The 16,078-nt window shown below is 69.0% G+C and carries 14 protein-coding genes and 2 tRNA genes; 7 read left to right on the top strand and 9 right to left on the bottom strand.

Annotated features, from left to right (window positions below; all coding sequences use genetic code 11):
- The first annotated feature begins 95 nt into the window (after window positions 1-95).
- Genes VT50_RS19650 through VT50_RS19640 form a run of 3 tightly spaced genes read left to right on the top strand, consistent with a single transcriptional unit; the run spans window position 96 to window position 3,017 of the window.
- Entirely contained in the window at window positions 96-1,031 is a 936-nt protein-coding gene (locus tag VT50_RS19650; RefSeq protein ID WP_046088939.1) for a hypothetical protein, read from the top strand.
- A gap of 53 nt (window positions 1,032-1,084) precedes the next feature.
- Window positions 1,085-2,116, top strand: coding sequence for a hypothetical protein (locus tag VT50_RS19645; RefSeq protein ID WP_046088938.1), 1,032 nt, complete (start codon window positions 1,085-1,087; stop codon window positions 2,114-2,116).
- A gap of 58 nt (window positions 2,117-2,174) precedes the next feature.
- A complete protein-coding gene (locus tag VT50_RS19640; RefSeq protein ID WP_046088937.1) occupies window positions 2,175-3,017 on the top strand; it encodes a hypothetical protein in 843 nt (280 codons plus the stop codon).
- A gap of 139 nt (window positions 3,018-3,156) precedes the next feature.
- Here VT50_RS19640 and clpX read toward each other — a convergent pair whose 3' ends face one another.
- From clpX to VT50_RS19615, 5 genes are all read right to left on the bottom strand, one after another.
- Window positions 3,157-4,443 (bottom strand): ATP-dependent Clp protease ATP-binding subunit ClpX, encoded by a 1,287-nt coding sequence (gene clpX, locus VT50_RS19635; protein ID WP_037945935.1) that lies wholly within the window; start codon window positions 4,441-4,443, stop codon window positions 3,157-3,159.
- Window positions 4,444-4,624: 181 nt separating this feature from the next.
- The gene (locus tag VT50_RS19630; RefSeq protein WP_046088936.1) at window positions 4,625-5,281 is read right to left on the bottom strand and encodes an ATP-dependent Clp protease proteolytic subunit; all 657 of its coding nucleotides are present in this window, start codon (window positions 5,279-5,281) and stop codon (window positions 4,625-4,627) included.
- A gap of 61 nt (window positions 5,282-5,342) precedes the next feature.
- Window positions 5,343-5,945, bottom strand: a complete 603-nt coding sequence (locus VT50_RS19625; RefSeq protein WP_206269442.1) for an ATP-dependent Clp protease proteolytic subunit — start codon at window positions 5,943-5,945, stop codon at window positions 5,343-5,345.
- Window positions 5,946-6,236: 291 nt separating this feature from the next.
- Complete coding sequence (gene tig, locus VT50_RS19620; RefSeq protein WP_046088934.1) at window positions 6,237-7,673, bottom strand: trigger factor; 1,437 nt, start codon at window positions 7,671-7,673, stop codon at window positions 6,237-6,239.
- Window positions 7,674-7,826: 153 nt separating this feature from the next.
- Window positions 7,827-7,903: transfer RNA gene (locus VT50_RS19615), tRNA-Pro, on the bottom strand.
- A 179-nt stretch (window positions 7,904-8,082) separates the two neighbouring features.
- On the opposite strand from VT50_RS19615, the gene VT50_RS19610 reads away from it, so the two are divergent.
- Window positions 8,083-8,156, top strand: a tRNA-Gly gene (locus tag VT50_RS19610).
- 174 nt (window positions 8,157-8,330) lie between these two features.
- On the opposite strand, the gene VT50_RS19605 is transcribed toward VT50_RS19610, so the two are convergent.
- Window positions 8,331-8,525, bottom strand: a complete 195-nt coding sequence (locus tag VT50_RS19605; RefSeq protein WP_046088933.1) for a hypothetical protein — start codon at window positions 8,523-8,525, stop codon at window positions 8,331-8,333.
- A 616-nt stretch (window positions 8,526-9,141) separates the two neighbouring features.
- Between VT50_RS19605 and VT50_RS19600 the strand changes: the two genes are divergently transcribed.
- Entirely contained in the window at window positions 9,142-10,323 is a 1,182-nt protein-coding gene (locus tag VT50_RS19600; protein WP_046088932.1) for an acyltransferase family protein, read from the top strand.
- 166 nt (window positions 10,324-10,489) lie between these two features.
- On the opposite strand, the gene VT50_RS19595 is transcribed toward VT50_RS19600, so the two are convergent.
- Window positions 10,490-11,632, bottom strand: coding sequence for a PP2C family protein-serine/threonine phosphatase (locus VT50_RS19595; RefSeq protein WP_046088931.1), 1,143 nt, complete (start codon window positions 11,630-11,632; stop codon window positions 10,490-10,492).
- 128 nt (window positions 11,633-11,760) lie between these two features.
- On the opposite strand from VT50_RS19595, the gene VT50_RS19590 reads away from it, so the two are divergent.
- Window positions 11,761-12,993 (top strand): GNAT family N-acetyltransferase, encoded by a 1,233-nt coding sequence (locus VT50_RS19590; RefSeq protein ID WP_046088930.1) that lies wholly within the window; start codon window positions 11,761-11,763, stop codon window positions 12,991-12,993.
- A 4-nt stretch (window positions 12,994-12,997) separates the two neighbouring features.
- On the opposite strand, the gene VT50_RS19585 is transcribed toward VT50_RS19590, so the two are convergent.
- Window positions 12,998-13,807, bottom strand: coding sequence for an Fpg/Nei family DNA glycosylase (locus VT50_RS19585; RefSeq protein ID WP_046088929.1), 810 nt, complete (start codon window positions 13,805-13,807; stop codon window positions 12,998-13,000).
- Complete coding sequence (locus VT50_RS19580) at window positions 13,807-14,295, bottom strand: ribose-5-phosphate isomerase (RefSeq protein WP_046088928.1); 489 nt, start codon at window positions 14,293-14,295, stop codon at window positions 13,807-13,809. The genes VT50_RS19585 and VT50_RS19580 overlap by 1 nt, the downstream gene beginning before the upstream one ends.
- A gap of 181 nt (window positions 14,296-14,476) precedes the next feature.
- Here VT50_RS19580 and VT50_RS19575 point away from each other — a divergent pair, with 181 nt between their 5' ends.
- A complete protein-coding gene (locus VT50_RS19575) occupies window positions 14,477-15,949 on the top strand; it encodes an amino acid permease (protein ID WP_046088927.1) in 1,473 nt (490 codons plus the stop codon).
- The last annotated feature ends 129 nt before the right edge of the window (window positions 15,950-16,078 follow it).

Below are 16,078 nucleotides of genomic sequence, written 5' to 3'. Positions count from 1 at the left end.
CCTTCCGTTACGAACCCGTTGTGGCCCCGGCGCCAAGGCACCCGAGGGCGTCGGGAAGGATGTTTGGTACCTGTCATGCGCATAAGGAGAGGCACATGAGCCATCAGCAGCCGCCGCCGCAGCCCGGCCCCTATGGGGGCCAGCCAGGGCCGTACGGCGCCGGTCAGCCTCCCGTGCCCAATCCGTACGCGCAGACGCCGGGCTACGGCCAGCCGCCGCAGGGCGGCTACGGCCAGCCGGGCCCGTACGGCGGGTCCGGCGGCGGCTATGGCCATCCTCAGCCCGCGAACCCCTATGGCCAGCCCCAGCCCGCGAACCCTTACGGCCAGCCACCGCAGCCGGGCCCGGGGTACTACGGCGGGCCCCAGCCGCCGGCCCCGGGGCCGGCGGCCGGTGGCGCCGGCAAGGGCAGGAAGGTGGGTCTCGCGGTCGGCGCGGTGGTGGTCGTGGCGGCGCTGGGGGCGGGGGCGTTCGCGCTGTTCGGCGGTGGCAGCGGCGGCCCGTACAAGCTGACCACGCCCGAGAGCGTGGCCTCGGACTACCAGCGCCAGGGCTCGGGCACGGACGACAGCGATCTGTCCGCGGCGGGCCGGAAGGACCTCCAGCAGGTGCCGGTCGTCAAGGACCCGCATCTGGTGGCGGCCGACTACCAGACCTCCGGTAAGGAGATGCTGAAGTTCACCGGCGTCTGGGGCGAGGTGACCGACCCGAAGCGGGGCGCGGACCTCGCCCTGGCGGTCATCGTCAAGACGCTGCAGGACAACGGCACCGCACAGGCCAAGGGCAGCCCCCAGGAGTTCTCGCCGGACGGCTTCGACGGGGACGTCCTGAAGTGCCAGTCCATGAAGTTCACCTCGGATCAGGGATCCATGGAGGCCCCCGCGTGCGTCTGGGGCGACAAGGACACCCTGGGCGTCACGGTCATGGCGGATCCGGCGGCCGCGGTGCTCGGCGGTGGTATGTCCCTTGAGGACGCCGCCGACATCACGGCCAAGGTGCGCAAGGACGCGCGCGTCGAGATCGACGGCTAGCCCGCGGCCCGCGCGGAGCAACACAAGAGCACGTTTTCTAACGAGGGATACAGATGAGCTACAACCAGCCGGGCCCCTACGGCCAGCAGCCCCAGCAGCCGGGTCCCTACGGACAGGGTGGAGCGGCCGGCCAGCCCGGCTACGGCTACCCTCAGCAGCCGCCCCAGCCGGGCCCCTACGGGCAGCCGCAGCAGCCGCCCCAGCAAGGTCCCTACGGGCAGCCGCAGCAGCCGCCCCAGCCGGGCTACGGCTACCCCGGACAGCCGCCGCAGGGCCAGCCGGGCCCCTACGGCCAGCAGCCGAACCCGTACGGCCAGCAGCAGCCGTACGGCCAGCCGGGCATGCCGGGCCCGTACCAGCCGGGTCCGGGCCAGGGCGGCGGCAAGAAGAAGGGCCTGGCGATCGGGATCGGCGCGGTGGTCGTGGTGGCCGCGGTCGTCGGCGGCGTCCTGATGTTCAAGGGCGGGGACGACGACAACGGTGGCGGCGGTAAGGTCGCCGACGACGGCAAGCGGTACAAGCTCACCACCCCCGAGACGGTGGCCACCGACTACACGAAGAGCTCCTCCGGCGGGGGCGGGCTCACCTCCTCGGACGCGGACGACTTCAAGAAGTTCGGCGTCACCAACCCCAAGACCGAGAGCGCGGAATACAAGTCCGGCGAGGGCATGAGCGCCAAGCAGCTGCAGCTCAACGGCGTCTGGGGCGAGGTGAAGGACCCCGAGGCGGTCGTCGACGGCGCCTTCTCGAAGATCGCGCAAGAGGCCGAGAAGGACTCGTCCACCAGTAGCGGGATGAAGGCCGAGCTCGTGGGAAGCCCGGAGACGGTGACGCCCAGCGGCTTCGAGAACGCCGTGATGAAGTGCCAGAACACCAAGTTCACCCCGACCGGGGACACCGGCTCCAGCGGCATACCCAGCAAGGGCTTCTCGATCCCGATCTGCATGTGGGGCGACAACAGCACGGTGGCCTATGTGGTCATCTCCGACGCGTCGGCGGCGCTGTCCGGCAAGGACATGTCGCTCGACCAGGCCGGTGAGATCACCGCGAAGGTCCGCAACGACGCGCGCGTGGAGATCAAGTAGCCCAGCGGTCCGCGCAGTTCACAGCCCACAGCCGATCCGGAGGGGGACCCCCACAGCCATGAGCCACAACCAGCCACCGCCGCCGGGGCCCTACGGCGGCGGACCCGGCCCGTACGGGAGCGCCACGCCCAATCCGTACGGCGGGGGTCAGCAACAGCCCGCGGAGCCCAACCCGTACGCGCAGCCGCCGGGATACGGCTATCCGCAGCCACAGCCCCAGCAGGGCTACGGCTACCCGCAGCAGGCGGGCCCCTACGGCCAGCCGCCCTACCCCGCGCCGCCCGCGGCCGGCGGGGGCGGCAACCGCACCAAGATCATCGCGATAACGGTGGCCGGGCTCGTGGTGGTGGGCGCGATCGTCACCGGCGCCCTGGTGCTGTCCGGCGGCGACGACGGTCCCAAGGCGATGAAGCTGGTCACCCCCAAGACGCTCGACGACGGCACCTACACGCTGGACAAGGGCACGGACGACCTCGACAACGAGGGCACCAGCGTGCAGGGCAGCATGCCGAAGGGCGCGACCTCGGTCCTGGCCCAGTACAAGCGGTCGGACGACGACAATTCGGGGCTCGCCTTCTCCGGCATGTACGGCGACATCAGCGACCCGGACACGGTCCGCGACGAGATGTTCAAGGGCTTCGCGGGCGGCGACGGCTCCCCCACGGTGGAACAGAAGCGCAAGCGGTTCCAGCCGAAGGGCGCTGACGGCCCGTCGGTGGAGTGCGAGGTGGTCAAGCTCTACGACCGGATCTACGCCCCGGCCTGCGTCTGGGCGGAGGAGACGGACGCGGCGATGGTGCTCGACGTCAACGCGGAGAACACCTCGGCGTCCGACGCCGACATGGAGTCCTTCGCCAAGGTCACCGCGGACATCTACCAGGACAGCCGCAAGCCCGCCTGAAACGCCCGCGAAGGCGCCGCAGGGCGCGTACGACACGAAGAGGGCCCCGGGAGACCGGGGCCCTCTTCGTACGCCCTCAGCGGCGCGGCTGTGCGTGCGGGGGCCGCTGGGCGCGGGGACCAGCGGGGCCAGGCGCGGGCTAGGCGCTCTTCTCGTGCCGCTCGCCCGGCTCGGTGCCGCGGGTGCGGGGCACCAGCGTGGGATTCACATTGGAGTGCACGACGTCCTCGGTGATGACGACGCGGGCCACGTCCTTGCGGGAGGGCACCTCGTACATCGCCGACATCAGCACCTCCTCGATGATCGCGCGCAGGCCCCGGGCCCCGGTGCCGCGCAGGATCGCCTGGTCGGCGATGGCCTCCAGGGCGGGGCGGTCGAAGTCCAGCTCCACCCCGTCGAGTTCGAACAGCCGCTGGTACTGCTTCACCAGGGCGTTCCGCGGCTCGACGAGGATCTGCAGCAGCGCCTCGCGGTCGAGGTTGTGGACGGAGGTGATGACCGGGAGACGGCCGATGAACTCCGGGATCATTCCGAACTTCACCAGGTCCTCGGGCATGACCTCCTGGAACTGGTCGCTGGCCTCGATCTCGCGCTTGGAGCGGATCGTGGCGCCGAATCCGATGCCCTTGGCGCCCGCCCGCGCCTCGATGATCTTCTCCAGACCGGCGAAGGCACCGCCCACGATGAACAGCACATTCGTGGTGTCGATCTGGATGAACTCCTGGTGCGGATGTTTCCGGCCGCCCTGCGGCGGCACCGACGCCGTGGTCCCTTCCAGGATCTTCAGCAGCGCCTGCTGAACGCCCTCGCCGGACACATCGCGGGTGATCGAGGGGTTCTCGCTCTTGCGGGCCACCTTGTCGATCTCGTCGATGTAGATGATGCCCGTCTCGGCCTTCTTGACGTCGTAGTCGGCGGCCTGGATCAGCTTCAGGAGGATGTTCTCCACGTCCTCGCCGACATAGCCCGCCTCGGTGAGCGCGGTGGCGTCGGCGATGGCGAAGGGGACGTTGAGCATCCGGGCGAGGGTCTGCGCGAGCAGGGTCTTCCCCGAGCCGGTGGGACCGAGCAGCAGGATGTTGGACTTGGCCAACTCGATGCCGTCGTCGCGGTTGTGGCCGCCGTTCTCGCCCGCCTGGACCCGCTTGTAGTGGTTGTAGACGGCGACCGAGAGGGCCTTCTTGGCGGCCTCCTGGCCAACCACATAGCCCTCGAGGAACTCATAGATCTCGCGCGGCTTGGGAAGTTCCTCCCAGCGCACTTCGGAGGTCTCGGCGAGCTCCTCCTCGATGATCTCGTTGCAGAGATCGATGCATTCATCGCAGATGTACACACCCGGGCCCGCGATGAGCTTCTTCACCTGCTTCTGGCTCTTCCCGCAGAACGAGCACTTGAGCAGGTCGCCGCCGTCACCGATGCGTGCCACGAGGTGCTTCCCCTTCGCCTTGGATCCGCTTTGCTCCGCGGAACCGGGTGCTTGCGCTGCGCTTTCTGCTTCTTTCCCGTGGGCCGGGGCCCTCAGCCCCCTACGACGGTACCTTGCCGAGCCCCCGGTTCGGGCCCCCCTTGGACCTACTCGGTGCAAGGGGGGTGTTTCCACCGAAGATTCAGCCGAGGCCGACCGAGGTCTTACGGGTGGAGACGATCTGGTCCACGAGACCGTACTCCAGGGACTCCTCAGCCGTGAGGATCTTGTCCCGCTCGATATCGTCGCGGATCTTCTCGATGGGCGTCGTGGAGTGCTTGGCCAGCATCTCCTCGAGCTGCGAGCGCATCCGCAGGATCTCGTTGGCCGCGATCTCCAGGTCGGAGACCTGACCGCGTCCGGTCTCACTGTACGGCTGGTGGATCAGGATCCGGGCATTGGGCAGGGCCATCCGCTTGCCGGGCGTCCCGGCGGCGAGCAGCACGGCCGCGGCGGACGCCGCCTGGCCCATGCACACCGTCTGGATGTCGGGCTTGACGAACTGCATCGTGTCGTAGATGGCGGTCAGCGCGGTGAACGAGCCGCCGGGGGAGTTGATGTAGACCGAAATGTCGCGGTCCGGGTCCATCGACTCCAGGCACAGCAGCTGCGCCATGACGTCGTTGGCCGAGGCGTCGTCGATCTGGACGCCCAGGAAGATCACGCGCTCTTCGAAGAGCTTGGCGTACGGGTCGTACTCGCGGATGCCCTGGGAGGTGCGCTCGACGAAACGCGGAACGACATAGCGGGATTCGGCCGTCGGGCCGGTGTACAGGCCGCTGCCGGGGAAGTTGCTCATCTGGGTCTTCACCATCCTGTGGCGATCTTGGGGCTGGAGGTCGGCTACGGGACGGCGGGCCTCAGGCCCCGGTGCCGCCCCCGCCCGGAACGCTGGAGGCGGACGTCATGACGTCGTCGACCAGGCCGTACTCCTTGGCCTCGTCGGCGGAGAACCAGCGGTCTCGGTCGGAGTCACGGACGATCTGCTCAACCGTCTGACCGGTGTGGAAGGCGGTCAGCTCGGCCATGCGCTTCTTGGTGTGCAGCAGCCGCTCGGCGTGGATCTTGATGTCCGAGGCGGAACCCGCCAGCCCCGCGGAGGGCTGGTGGATCAGGATCTCGGCGTTGGGCAGCGCGAAGCGCTTGCCCGGGGTGCCCGCGCTCAGCAGGAACTGGCCCATCGAGGCGGCGAGGCCCATGGCGATGGTGACCACGTCGTTCTGGATGTACTGCATGGTGTCGTAGATCGCCATGCCCGCCGAGATCGAGCCACCCGGGGAGTTGATGTAGAGGTAAATGTCCTTGTCCGGATCGGCGGCGAGCAGGAGCAGCTGAGCCGTGATCTTGTTGGCGATGTCGTCGTCGACCGGCTGGCCGAGGAAGATGATCCGCTCGCCGAGCAGCCGGTTGTAGACCTGGTCGCCGAGGCCACCGACGGTCGGCTCGCCGGCGGCGGAAGGCATCGTATTCGTCACGTATCCACCTGCTCGTCTCTGACGGCTTACTGGCCGTCTCAGCGTCTTCTTCTGGGGTGTGGGGGCCTGGCCGCCCATGTGGCCGGCGGGCTCGCGTGACTCCCCTGCCCTCGTATCTACGGACCCTAACGCGCTGGTCGGCGGGCGCCATCCCGCATCAGGAACTGTTCGCTCTGAGCGCATGTCCCGGCGCCGGGCCGGCATCGCGGAACACGAACGGGCCCGGACGCGTGCAGACGTTCGGGCCCGTTCGTATACGGGCTGTGGAGCGGACCGGGATCAGCTCTCGGCCTTGTCCCGCTTCTCCTCGGACTCCGCGGGCGCCTCGGCGGCCTCCGCCTCGGACTCCGCGGGCTCCTCGGCGGTCTCGGAGGAGGTGGCCTCGACCGTCTCGCCGGTCTCGTCCTCCTCGTCCAGGTCCACGGTCTCGCCCTTGTCGTCGACGACCTTGGCGGCCTCGACCACCACGGCCAGCGCCTTGCCGCGGGCGACCTCGCCGACCAGCATCGGCACCTGGCCGCCCTCGACGACGGCCTGGGCGAACTGGTCCGGGCTCATGCCGGAGGACTGCGCACGGCGCATGAGGTGCTCGGTGAGCTCCTCCTGGCCGACGGACAGCTGCTCCTTGTTGACCAGCTCGTCCAGGACGAACTGGGTCCGGATGCCCTTCTCGGCCTGCTCCTTGAGCTCGGCGTCGAACTCCTCGGCGGTCTTGTCCTGCATCTGCAGGTACGAGTCGAGGTTGAGGCCCATCTGGCCGAGCTGGTGGTGCTCGAGGTTGTGCTTACGGGTGTTGATCTCGTCCTGGAGGAGCTTCTCCGGGATCGGCACCTCGACCAGCTCAAGCAGGGCGTCCAGCACCTTCTCCTGGGCCTGGGTGGCCTGCTCGAACTTCTTCGACTGCTCCAGGCGCTTACGGCTGTCGCCGCGCAGCTCCTCGAGGGTGTCGAACTCGCTGGCCAGCTGGGCGAAGTCATCGTCGAGCTCGGGCAGCTCACGGGCCTTGACCTCGGAGACCTTGACCGAGACCTCGGCCTCCTTGCCCTGGGCGGAGCCGCCCTTGAGCTCGGAGGTGAAGGTGGCCTCGCCGCCCGCCTCCAGGCCGGTCACGGCCTCGTCGATGCCGTCCAGCAGCTCGCCGGAGCCGATGGTGTAGGTGACACCGCTGGCGACACCGTCCTCCAGGACCTCGCCGTCGACCTTCGCCTCGAGGTCGATCACGACGATGTCGCCCTCGGCGGCGGCGCGCTCCACCGGGCTGGTGGTGGCGAAGCGCTCCCGCAGCTGCTCGACGGACGTGTCGATGTCCTCGTCCGAGACCTCGACGGAGTCGACCGTGACCTCGATGCCGGAGTAGTCCGGGATCTCGATCGCCGGGCGGATGTCCACCTCGGCGATGAAGGTCAGCAGCTCGTTGTCCTTGAGCTCGGTGATGTCGACCTCGGGCTGGCCGAGCGGGTTCAGCTCACCCTCGTTGACCGCGTCGGTGTAGAACTTCGGGAGCGCCTCGTTGACGGCCTCCTCCAGCACGGCGCCACGACCGAACCGCTGGTCGATGATGCGGGCCGGGATCTTGCCCTTGCGGAACCCAGGCACCGTGACCTGCTGGTTGATCTTCTTGTACGCCGCGTCGAGGCTGGGCTTGAGCTCCTCGAAGGGCACCTCGACAGTGAGCCGAACCCGGGTCGGGTTCAGGTTCTCCACGGCGCTCTTCACGGTTCGGTCTCCTTGGGGGCTGACGTGTGGTGTTCAGCTGCGGTGCGCTGTCGCGTCGCAGCGGATTCGCGTCCGGTTAAAAGACACAGACACGCAGCTTGCATAGTAACCGCAAGCATGACGGGCCCCACAACGCGATCTTGAGCCTGTGGATGGTCGGGGTGGCCGGATTCGAACCGACGACCTTCCGCTCCCAAAGCGGACGCGCTACCAAGCTGCGCCACACCCCGTCGGTGCGACACGTAGGGTACATGCCCGCGGACCCCCCGGCTGCCGGTTATTCGACTGGTGGGCATGGGTGTGCGGGGAACGGTCGGGAACCGCTACGATGCATGCCGTGCCGCGTTCGGGGCGATCATGCCCGAGCGGAGGTGGCCGGGAGACCGGTGCATCCGTGTACGCGGCGTGTGCGGGCGTAGCTCAATGGTAGAGCCCCAGTCTTCCAAACTGGCTACGCGGGTTCGATTCCCGTCGCCCGCTCCATCGCTTTCGGCCCGGCCCGGGGAGTTCCCGGGACCGGGCCGTTCGCTTTCGCGTACACCCGCGTTTGCACACCCCCCGCTCGTCCGGGCATCCGCTCCCCGGGGACGCGGGGGGTGGATGTTCGGGGCGTCGATGCCGGGGCCGGCGATCGGGGGTGCTGCAGGGGGCCGGTGATCAGGGGTTGATGTCGGCGATGGCCTCGGCGGCCGAGTCGAGGAAGTTCTGGATGTCCGGTGCGACATCGGACGAGGCGAGCAGGAACCCGAAGAGGATCGCGACCAGGGCCGGACCCCATTTGACCCGGCCATTGCGGATCATGAACACCAGGATGATGCCCACCAGCAGCACCAATGACAGGGAAATCGCCACAACATCCCACCCTCGGTCGCACACGTCTCACAGGCCCCGGAAGCACGCGACCCCGCACACCCCCGCAGCCACCATCGTGCCACCAACTCCCCCTGCTCAGCAGTGGGGTGGAGCGATAAACAGTCACATGTGCACACGACACCCGCCCCTCCGATACCCGTCGGGCAACCGTTCATTCAAAGGGTTACGAGTGATGCTCCCCACAACTCGGCGAGCCGCCAGACCGATGAATTCCGATCACCCCGGATGACCTCGGGCAGGAATTCGGAATTCACTCGGCGATCACTCGGCAGGGTGACAAAACACCAATGAACCGGACATTCCGCCAGAGCCCCCTGCGGGGCATATGCCCCAATTAAGCGGGATGAAGGCCATCAGAACGGACAGCCTGCGCCCGGATATCGAATGATCGCATCGCTTTGTCGACCTCCCGGTCGACTTCCCGGGATCGACTATCGGCCGCGGTACGAAGACTTTGAACGGAAAGCAAACTGAACGAGGTTTTACGCAATACAGGTTTCGGCGCTATCGTGCCTCAGATGTTCCACGCTGCCATGACTCCCCCACGCGCAGTGAGGTCCCGGGTACTCTCCCCCAGTTCCTGGTGGGAGGGCCTGTGACCAACTCCCTGCGCCCGCACGGTTATCAGCGGACCCCGCTCCCCCAGGAGTCGGCGCCCACTCCTCCCTCGCCGCGGGCCGACGAACCAGGGCAGCAGGCGACCACCCCGCCCGCCGCCTCCCCCGCCGGGCAGAAGCCCAAACAGCGGGACGCGTTCTTCGACAACGCGAAGTACCTCGCGATCGTGCTGGTCGCGATGGCCCACTCCTGGGAGCCGCTCACCGACAGCAGCCGCACCGCGGAAGCGCTGTACATGGTCGTGTACACCTTCCACATGCCGGCCTTCATCGTGATCTCCGGCTACTTCTCGCGCAGCTTCGACCTGCGGCCGGACCGGCTCAAGCGGCTGATCACCGGTATCGCGGTGCCCTATGTGATCTTCGAGGTCGCGTACACGCTGTTCAAGCGGTGGGCGGACGACGATCCGACGTACGACTTCAGCCTGCTGGACCCCTGGTACCTCACCTGGTTCCTGATCTCGCTGTTCGTATGGCGGCTGACCACTCCGATCTGGAAGCTGGTGCGCTGGCCGATCCCGCTCGCGCTGGCCATCGCCACGCTCTCCGCGGTCTCGCCCGACATCGGCGACGACCTGGACATGCAGCGGCTGCTGCAGTTCCTGCCGTTCTTCATCCTCGGCCTGTGCATGAAGCCCGAGCACTTCCAGATGATCCGCCGCCGCTCGGTGCGGATCGCATCGGTGCCGATCTTCGCGTGTGCCTTGGTGTTCGCCTACTGGGCGGCGCCGCGGATGAGCTCGGCGTGGTTCTACCACCGCGACAGCGTCCAGGAGCTGGGTGCACCGCCGTGGACCGGCCCGGTGATGACGCTCGCCCTCTTCGGCTGCTCGGTGGTGCTCGTCAGCTGCTTCTTCGCCTGGGTGCCGCGGCGCCACATGTGGTTCACGGTGCTGGGCGCCGGGACCCTGTACGGCTATCTGCTGCACGGCTTCCTGGCCAAGGGCTCCCGGTTCTGGGGCTGGTTCGACGACTACGAGTGGCTGCACAAGCCGCTGGGAGAGATCGCGGTCACGATCATCGCCGCCACCGTGGTCACCGCGCTGTGCACACCTCCCGTCCAGCGCGCCTTCCGCTTCGCCATGGAGCCGAAGATGGCCTGGGCCTTCCGTAAGGACCCCGCCGAACAGGCTCGCAGCCGTACGACGACGGCGGCCTAGGACGACGGCGGCCTAGCGCGCCAACGCCCGCCACGACACGAAGGGCTGGCCCGTGGAATCCCACGGGCCAGCCCTTTCTTTTGGGTCTGCGTGGCCGCGCGGCGGGCACAGCGCAACGCGGTCAGCCTGTTCTCACTCGTTCAGGTGATTACGGTGCCGCCAGGGGTTACTGGCGGCAGATCAGCAGCAGGGCGCGGTCGTCGTTGACGTCCTTCGCCACCGTCTCGATCAGGTGCCAGGCGGCGCCCTGGAAGCCGGAGCCGACATAGCGGTCCGCCTCGCCGGTGAGGCGGTCGATGCCCTCGCTGATGTCCCGGTCGGCGGTCTCCACGAGGCCGTCGGTGAAGAGCATCAGGACGTCTCCCGGCCGCAACGTGCCCTTGGTGGGATCGAATTGGGCGCCGTCGTAGACGCCGAGCAGCGGGCCGTCCGCGGACTTCTCCTCCCACTTGCCGGTGCCCGCGCTCAGCTGGAGCGCGGGCAGATGTCCGGCGGAGAAGAGCTCGAAGTCGCCGCTGTCGAGGTCGAGGACGAGATGGATGGAGGTCGCGAAGCCCTCGTCCCAGTCCTGGCGCAGGAGATAGCCGTTGGCGGCCGGGAGGAAGCCGTGCGGCGGCAGGGATCCGAGGAGGCCGCCGAAGGCGCCGGAGAGCAGCAGGGCGCGCGAGGCGGCGTCCATGCCCTTGCCGGAGACATCGGTGAGGACGACCTCGAGGGTGCGTCCGCCGCCGGTGCGGGCGGCCACCACGAAGTCACCGGAGAAGGACTGTCCGCCGGCCGGGCGCAGCGCCATCTCGCGGTGCCAGCCGCGCGGCAGGTTGGGCAGCTTGCTCTGTACGCGGATGCGCTCGCGCAGGTCGAAGAGCATGGTGCCGCCGCGCCGCCAGGGCACCCCGACGCGGCTGCGGAACTGGGCGATCAGCAGCCCGAAGAAGCCGACGGCGGCGACGACCAGGATGGTGCCGGGGGTGACCCGGGAGGAGGCGTCCTCCTCGGTGTACGGGCCGAGCACGGCCGACTCCACGATCAGGGCCGTGGCGGCCGCCGCGTACAGGGCGAGCAGGCTGGCGGGGCGCAGCAGCAACCCGCCCGCGACGATGGGCAGGACGAGGGCGGACGGGGAGCACCAGTCGGGCTGGGCGATGGTGCCTCCGGCGATGGCGGGGACGCCGAGGAGCAGCGCGGTCAGGGCGAGCCGGTCGGAGCCCTCACCCCGGAAGTAGTCCACCCCGGCTTTGCGCACGCCTGTGCGAGCCCGGTGCAGAACTCTGCGCATCCGGACCCACGGAGTGTCCACGCCGCCAGTCATTGCATCGGGACCCTACCCACCCGTTCGGACGCGCGTCGATTCGTGGCGCGTTGAACCACCCAGCCAGGGGGGCAATCGTAAGCGAAATTCGTTCGCGTGTACGGGAAACGGCTGCTAGGGATGGGAATATGAGGACTGAGCTGCGCGTGCTCGACCCATCGGTTTGGGACGATTGGTACGGAAACTTGCTACTCGCGTTCGGCGGAGTTCCCGAAGCGCCCGAGAAATCCGCGCTCTGGCGGGAGTTGACCGAATGCGAGCGGTCGATCGGCGCCTGGGACGGCGCCGACATCGTGGGCACCGCGTCGCTCTACAGCTTCCGGCTGTCGGTCCCGGGCGGTGGGATCGTCCCCGCGGCCGGGGTCACGATGGTAAGCGTGCGGGCCACACACCGGCGGCGCGGGGTGCTCCGGGCCATGATGCGGCGGCAGTTGGACGACATCCGCGCGGCGGGCGACGAGCCGCTGGCCGTTCTGACCGCGTCTGAACCGGACATCTACGGACGGTTCGGCTACGGCGCGGCCACGCAGACCGCCTACGCCGAGATCGACACCGCCAAGGTGCGGCTGACCGTCCCCGAAGGCACCGACGGCGTACGGCTGCGCGCCGTTCCCCTGGAGTCCGCCGTCGAGGCGTGCGAGGCCGTCTACGCCCGCCGGGTGCGCGCCCGGCCGGGCATGCTGGAGCGGACCCCGGGCTGGGAGCGGGTACCGCTGCTGGACCCGCCGGGCGACCGTAAGGGGGCGTCCCCGCTGCGCTGTGTGCTGGCCGAGTCGGGCGGCGGGGTCACCGGCTATGCGCGGTTCGCGGTCAAGCCCGACTGGGATCTGGCCGGGCCGAAGGGCGAGGTCGTCCTGCGCGACCTGGAGGCCCTGGACCCGGCGTCCTACGCGGCGCTGTGGCGCTTCCTGTTCGACCTCGACCTGACCTCGGTCATCCGGACCGGCCCCCGCCCGGTCGACGACCCCTGGCAGCTCCTGGTCTCGGACATCCGGCGGTGCGCCGTGAGGCTGCGGGACTCGCTGTACGTCCGCCTGGTGGACGTGGGGGCCGCGCTCGAGGCGCGGACGTACACGACGCCCGTGGAGACCGTCCTGGAGGTCACGGACCCCCTCTGCCCCTGGAACGAGGGGCGCTGGCGGCTGAGCGGCGACGCCAAGGGCGCCTCCTGCGAGCGCACGGACGACTCCCCCGATCTCCGGCTCGGCGTGCGGGAGCTGGGAGCGGCGTACCTGGGCGGTGTCCCACTGACCGCGCTGGCGGGTGCCGGACGTGTCCAGGAGGCCCGTGAGGGCGCCCTTACGGAGGCCACGAACGCGTTCGCGACCCCGGTCGCCCCATGGCTGCCGCACGCCTTCTGAGAGCTCAGGCGCTCTGGCAGTCAGGGCACCAGAAGAGATTGCGGGCGGCGAGATCGGCGGTGCGGATCTCGCCACCACAGATGTGGCAGGGCTGTCCGGCGCGCCGGTAGACATAGACCTCACCGCCGTGGTCGTCCACGCGCGGCGGGCGGCCCATCGCCTCGGGGGTGTGCTCGGGGCGGACCGTGTCGATCCGGTTGTTTCGCACCCCCTCGCGCATCAGCGCCACCAGATCGGGCCATATGGCGTCCCATTCGGCGCGGGTCAGCGCACGGCCGGGCCGGTAGGGGTCGATTCCGTGCCGGAAGAGCACCTCGGCGCGGTAGACGTTTCCGACCCCGGAGATCACCTTCTGGTCCATGAGCAGCGCGGCTACGCTGACCCGGCTGCGGGAGATGCGGGCCCAGGCGCGCTCGCCGTCGTCCGCCGGGCGCAGCGGATCGGGGCCCAGCCGGTCGTGGATCACCTGCTTCTCCCCGTCGGTGATCAGCGCACAGGCGGCCGGGCCGCGCAGGTCCGCGTACCCCTCGGGGTTCGCCAGCCGCAGCCGGACGGTGTCGGTGGGCGGCGGCGCGGGGGCCGGGCCGAAGGCGTACGTACCGAAGAGCCCCAGGTGGACATGGACCCAGCCGGTGGCGGCGAAGTCCAGGAAGAGGTGCTTGCCGTGTGCCTCGGCGTGGCGCAGCGGCTGGCCGTCGATCAGCCCGGCGCCGTCGGCGAACTTCCCCTGTGGGCTGGTGGCCCGGACGGGCCGGCCGCCGAAGGTCTCGAGGTGGTCGGCGGCCAGCCGGTGGATGGTGTGCCCTTCGGGCATCAGTCGCCTTGCGGGTGGTGGGCCGGGATGGGCGGCAGCTCGCCGGTGGCCTCGTAGCCGCTGAGCATCTCAATACGGCGGGTGTGGCGCTCCTCGCCCGAGTACGGGGTGTTCAGGAAGATCTCGACGAACTTCGTGGCTTCGTCCTGGGTGTGCATCCGGGCGCCGACGCTGACCACATTGGCGTCGTTGTGCTCACGGCCGAGGGCGGCGGTCTCCTCGCTCCAGGCCAGCGCCGCACGCACCCCCTTGACCTTGTTGGCGGCGATCTGCTCACCGTTGCCGGATCCGCCGATGACGATGCCGAGGCTCCCCGGGTCGGCGGCGGTCCGCTCCGCCGCGCGCAGGCAGAACGGCGGGTAGTCGTCCTGGGCGTCGTAGATGTGCGGGCCGCAGTCGACGGGCTCGTGCCCGGCCGCCTTGAGCCACTCCACGAGGTGGTTCTTGAGTTCGAAACCGGCATGGTCGGAGCCGAGGTACACGCGCATGTACCGAGTGTGTCATGGCCGTGTGGTCCCCGCCGCCCAGGGTAGGCATCGCGTAAATCTCCGTAATGCCAAAGAACCTCATGAAAACCTCAAGTAACAATCCGGATTCAAAGGTTCAACTGGCAGACCTCCTGAGATTCACTGGCGTCGCTCGTTACGCGAGAGCAAAGGAATCGAGCACATGAGCGCACAACCTGCGACCACGCCGGAGCAGCAGCGGGCCCCCGGCGACCCGGGTTCGCCCGACGGCCTCAAGGCGGGGCTCAAGAACCGCCACCTATCGATGATCGCGATCGGCGGCGTGATCGGCGCCGGCCTCTTCGTCGGCTCCAGTGCGGGTATCGCCAAGGCCGGCCCCGGCATTCTCATCTCGTATGCGCTGGTCGGCCTCATGGTCGTCTTCGTCATGCGGATGCTCGGCGAGATGTCCGCCGCCAATCCCACCTCCGGCTCCTTCTCCGCCTACGCCGACCGGGCGCTCGGCCGCTGGGCCGGTTTCTCCATCGGCTGGCTGTACTGGTTCTTCTGGGTCGTGGTGCTGGCGGTCGAGGCCACCGCCGGCGCCAAGATCCTGGAGGGCTGGTGGCCGGCCGTTCCGCAGTGGGGCTGGGCGCTGATCGTGATGGTGGTGCTCACCGCGACCAACCTGGTCTCGGTCGGCTCCTACGGTGAGTTCGAGTTCTGGTTCGCCGGGATCAAGGTCGTGGCGATCGGCGCGTTCATCGTGATCGGCGGGCTCGCGGCGTTCGGGCTGCTGCCGCATTCGGACAACGAGGGCTCGGGCCTGGCCCACCTCACCGACCACGGCGGCTTCCTGCCGAACGGGCCGGGCGCCATCCTCACCGGTGTGCTGCTGGTGGTCTTCTCCTTCATGGGCAGCGAGATCGTCACCCTCGCGGCCGGTGAGTCCGCGGACCCGCAGCGGGCGGTCACCAAGGCCACCAACAGCGTGATCTGGCGTATCGCGGTCTTCTACCTGGGCTCGATCTTCGTGGTGGTCACCCTGCTGCCCTGGGACTCCAAGGCGATCGCCGACAACGGCAGCTATGTCGCGGCGCTCGACTCGGTCGGCATACCGCACGCCGGTGACATCATGAACGTGATCGTGCTGACCGCCGTGCTCTCGTGTCTGAACTCCGGCCTCTACACCGCCTCCCGCATGGCCTTCTCGCTCGGCCAGCGCGGCGACGCCCCGGCCTCCTTCGCCCGCACCAACTCCCGCGGGGTGCCGCAGGCCGCGATCCTCGGCTCGGTCGTCTTCGGGTTCGTCGCGGTGTGGTTCAACTACCAGTGGCCGGACACCGTCTTCACCTTCCTGCTGAACTCCTCCGGCGCGGTCGCGCTCTTCGTATGGCTGGTGATCTGCTTCAGCCAGCTGCGGATGCGCGGGATGATCCTGCGCGAGAACCCCGAGAAGCTGATCGTGCGGATGTGGCTCTTCCCCTATCTGACCTGGGCGACGATCGGGATGATCTCGTTCGTCCTGGTCTATATGCTCACCGACAAGGACGGGCGCGAGCAGGTGATCCTCTCCGCGCTGGTGGCCGTGCTCGTGGTGGCTCTCGCCCTGGTCAAGGAACGCCTCACCGCCGCCCGTGGCCCCGCCCCGGCGGCCTCCCCGGAGCCCGCGCCGAAGGAGCGGGCGGCCCCGTAGCCGGCAGGAGGAACGTGCTCCGCTGATTCTGGTTCCCCGTGCCCCTGGGTGGCGGCGAAGTGTCGCCCCCAGGGGCACGGTCGTGTCCGTGGGCTGGCAGCCGTTGTCTGTGGGCGCACCGGCCCACAG

The sequence above is a fragment of the Streptomyces antioxidans genome, from assembly GCF_000968685.2.
Taxonomy (GTDB): Bacteria; Actinomycetota; Actinomycetes; order Streptomycetales; family Streptomycetaceae; genus Streptomyces; species Streptomyces antioxidans.
This window is presented reverse-complemented; position numbering and strand designations above follow the sequence as displayed.

Bases quoted from the DNA above. Each gene is read 5' to 3' on its own strand.
- VT50_RS19625 (WP_206269442.1), bottom strand. From the start codon at position 5,945: ATGCCTTCCGCCGCCGGCGAGCCGACCGTCGGTGGCCTCGGCGACCAG.
- VT50_RS19575 (WP_046088927.1), top strand. From the start codon at position 14,477: ATGAGCGCACAACCTGCGACCACGCCGGAGCAGCAGCGGGCCCCCGGC.
- VT50_RS19645 (WP_046088938.1), top strand. From the start codon at position 1,085: ATGAGCTACAACCAGCCGGGCCCCTACGGCCAGCAGCCCCAGCAGCCG.
- VT50_RS19580 (WP_046088928.1), bottom strand. From the start codon at position 14,295: ATGCGCGTGTACCTCGGCTCCGACCATGCCGGTTTCGAACTCAAGAAC.
- VT50_RS19630 (WP_046088936.1), bottom strand. From the start codon at position 5,281: ATGAGCAACTTCCCCGGCAGCGGCCTGTACACCGGCCCGACGGCCGAA.
- VT50_RS19595 (WP_046088931.1), bottom strand. From the start codon at position 11,632: ATGACTGGCGGCGTGGACACTCCGTGGGTCCGGATGCGCAGAGTTCTG.
- VT50_RS19585 (WP_046088929.1), bottom strand. From the start codon at position 13,807: ATGCCCGAAGGGCACACCATCCACCGGCTGGCCGCCGACCACCTCGAG.
- VT50_RS19590 (WP_046088930.1), top strand. From the start codon at position 11,761: ATGAGGACTGAGCTGCGCGTGCTCGACCCATCGGTTTGGGACGATTGG.
- VT50_RS19640 (WP_046088937.1), top strand. From the start codon at position 2,175: ATGAGCCACAACCAGCCACCGCCGCCGGGGCCCTACGGCGGCGGACCC.
- VT50_RS19650 (WP_046088939.1), top strand. From the start codon at position 96: ATGAGCCATCAGCAGCCGCCGCCGCAGCCCGGCCCCTATGGGGGCCAG.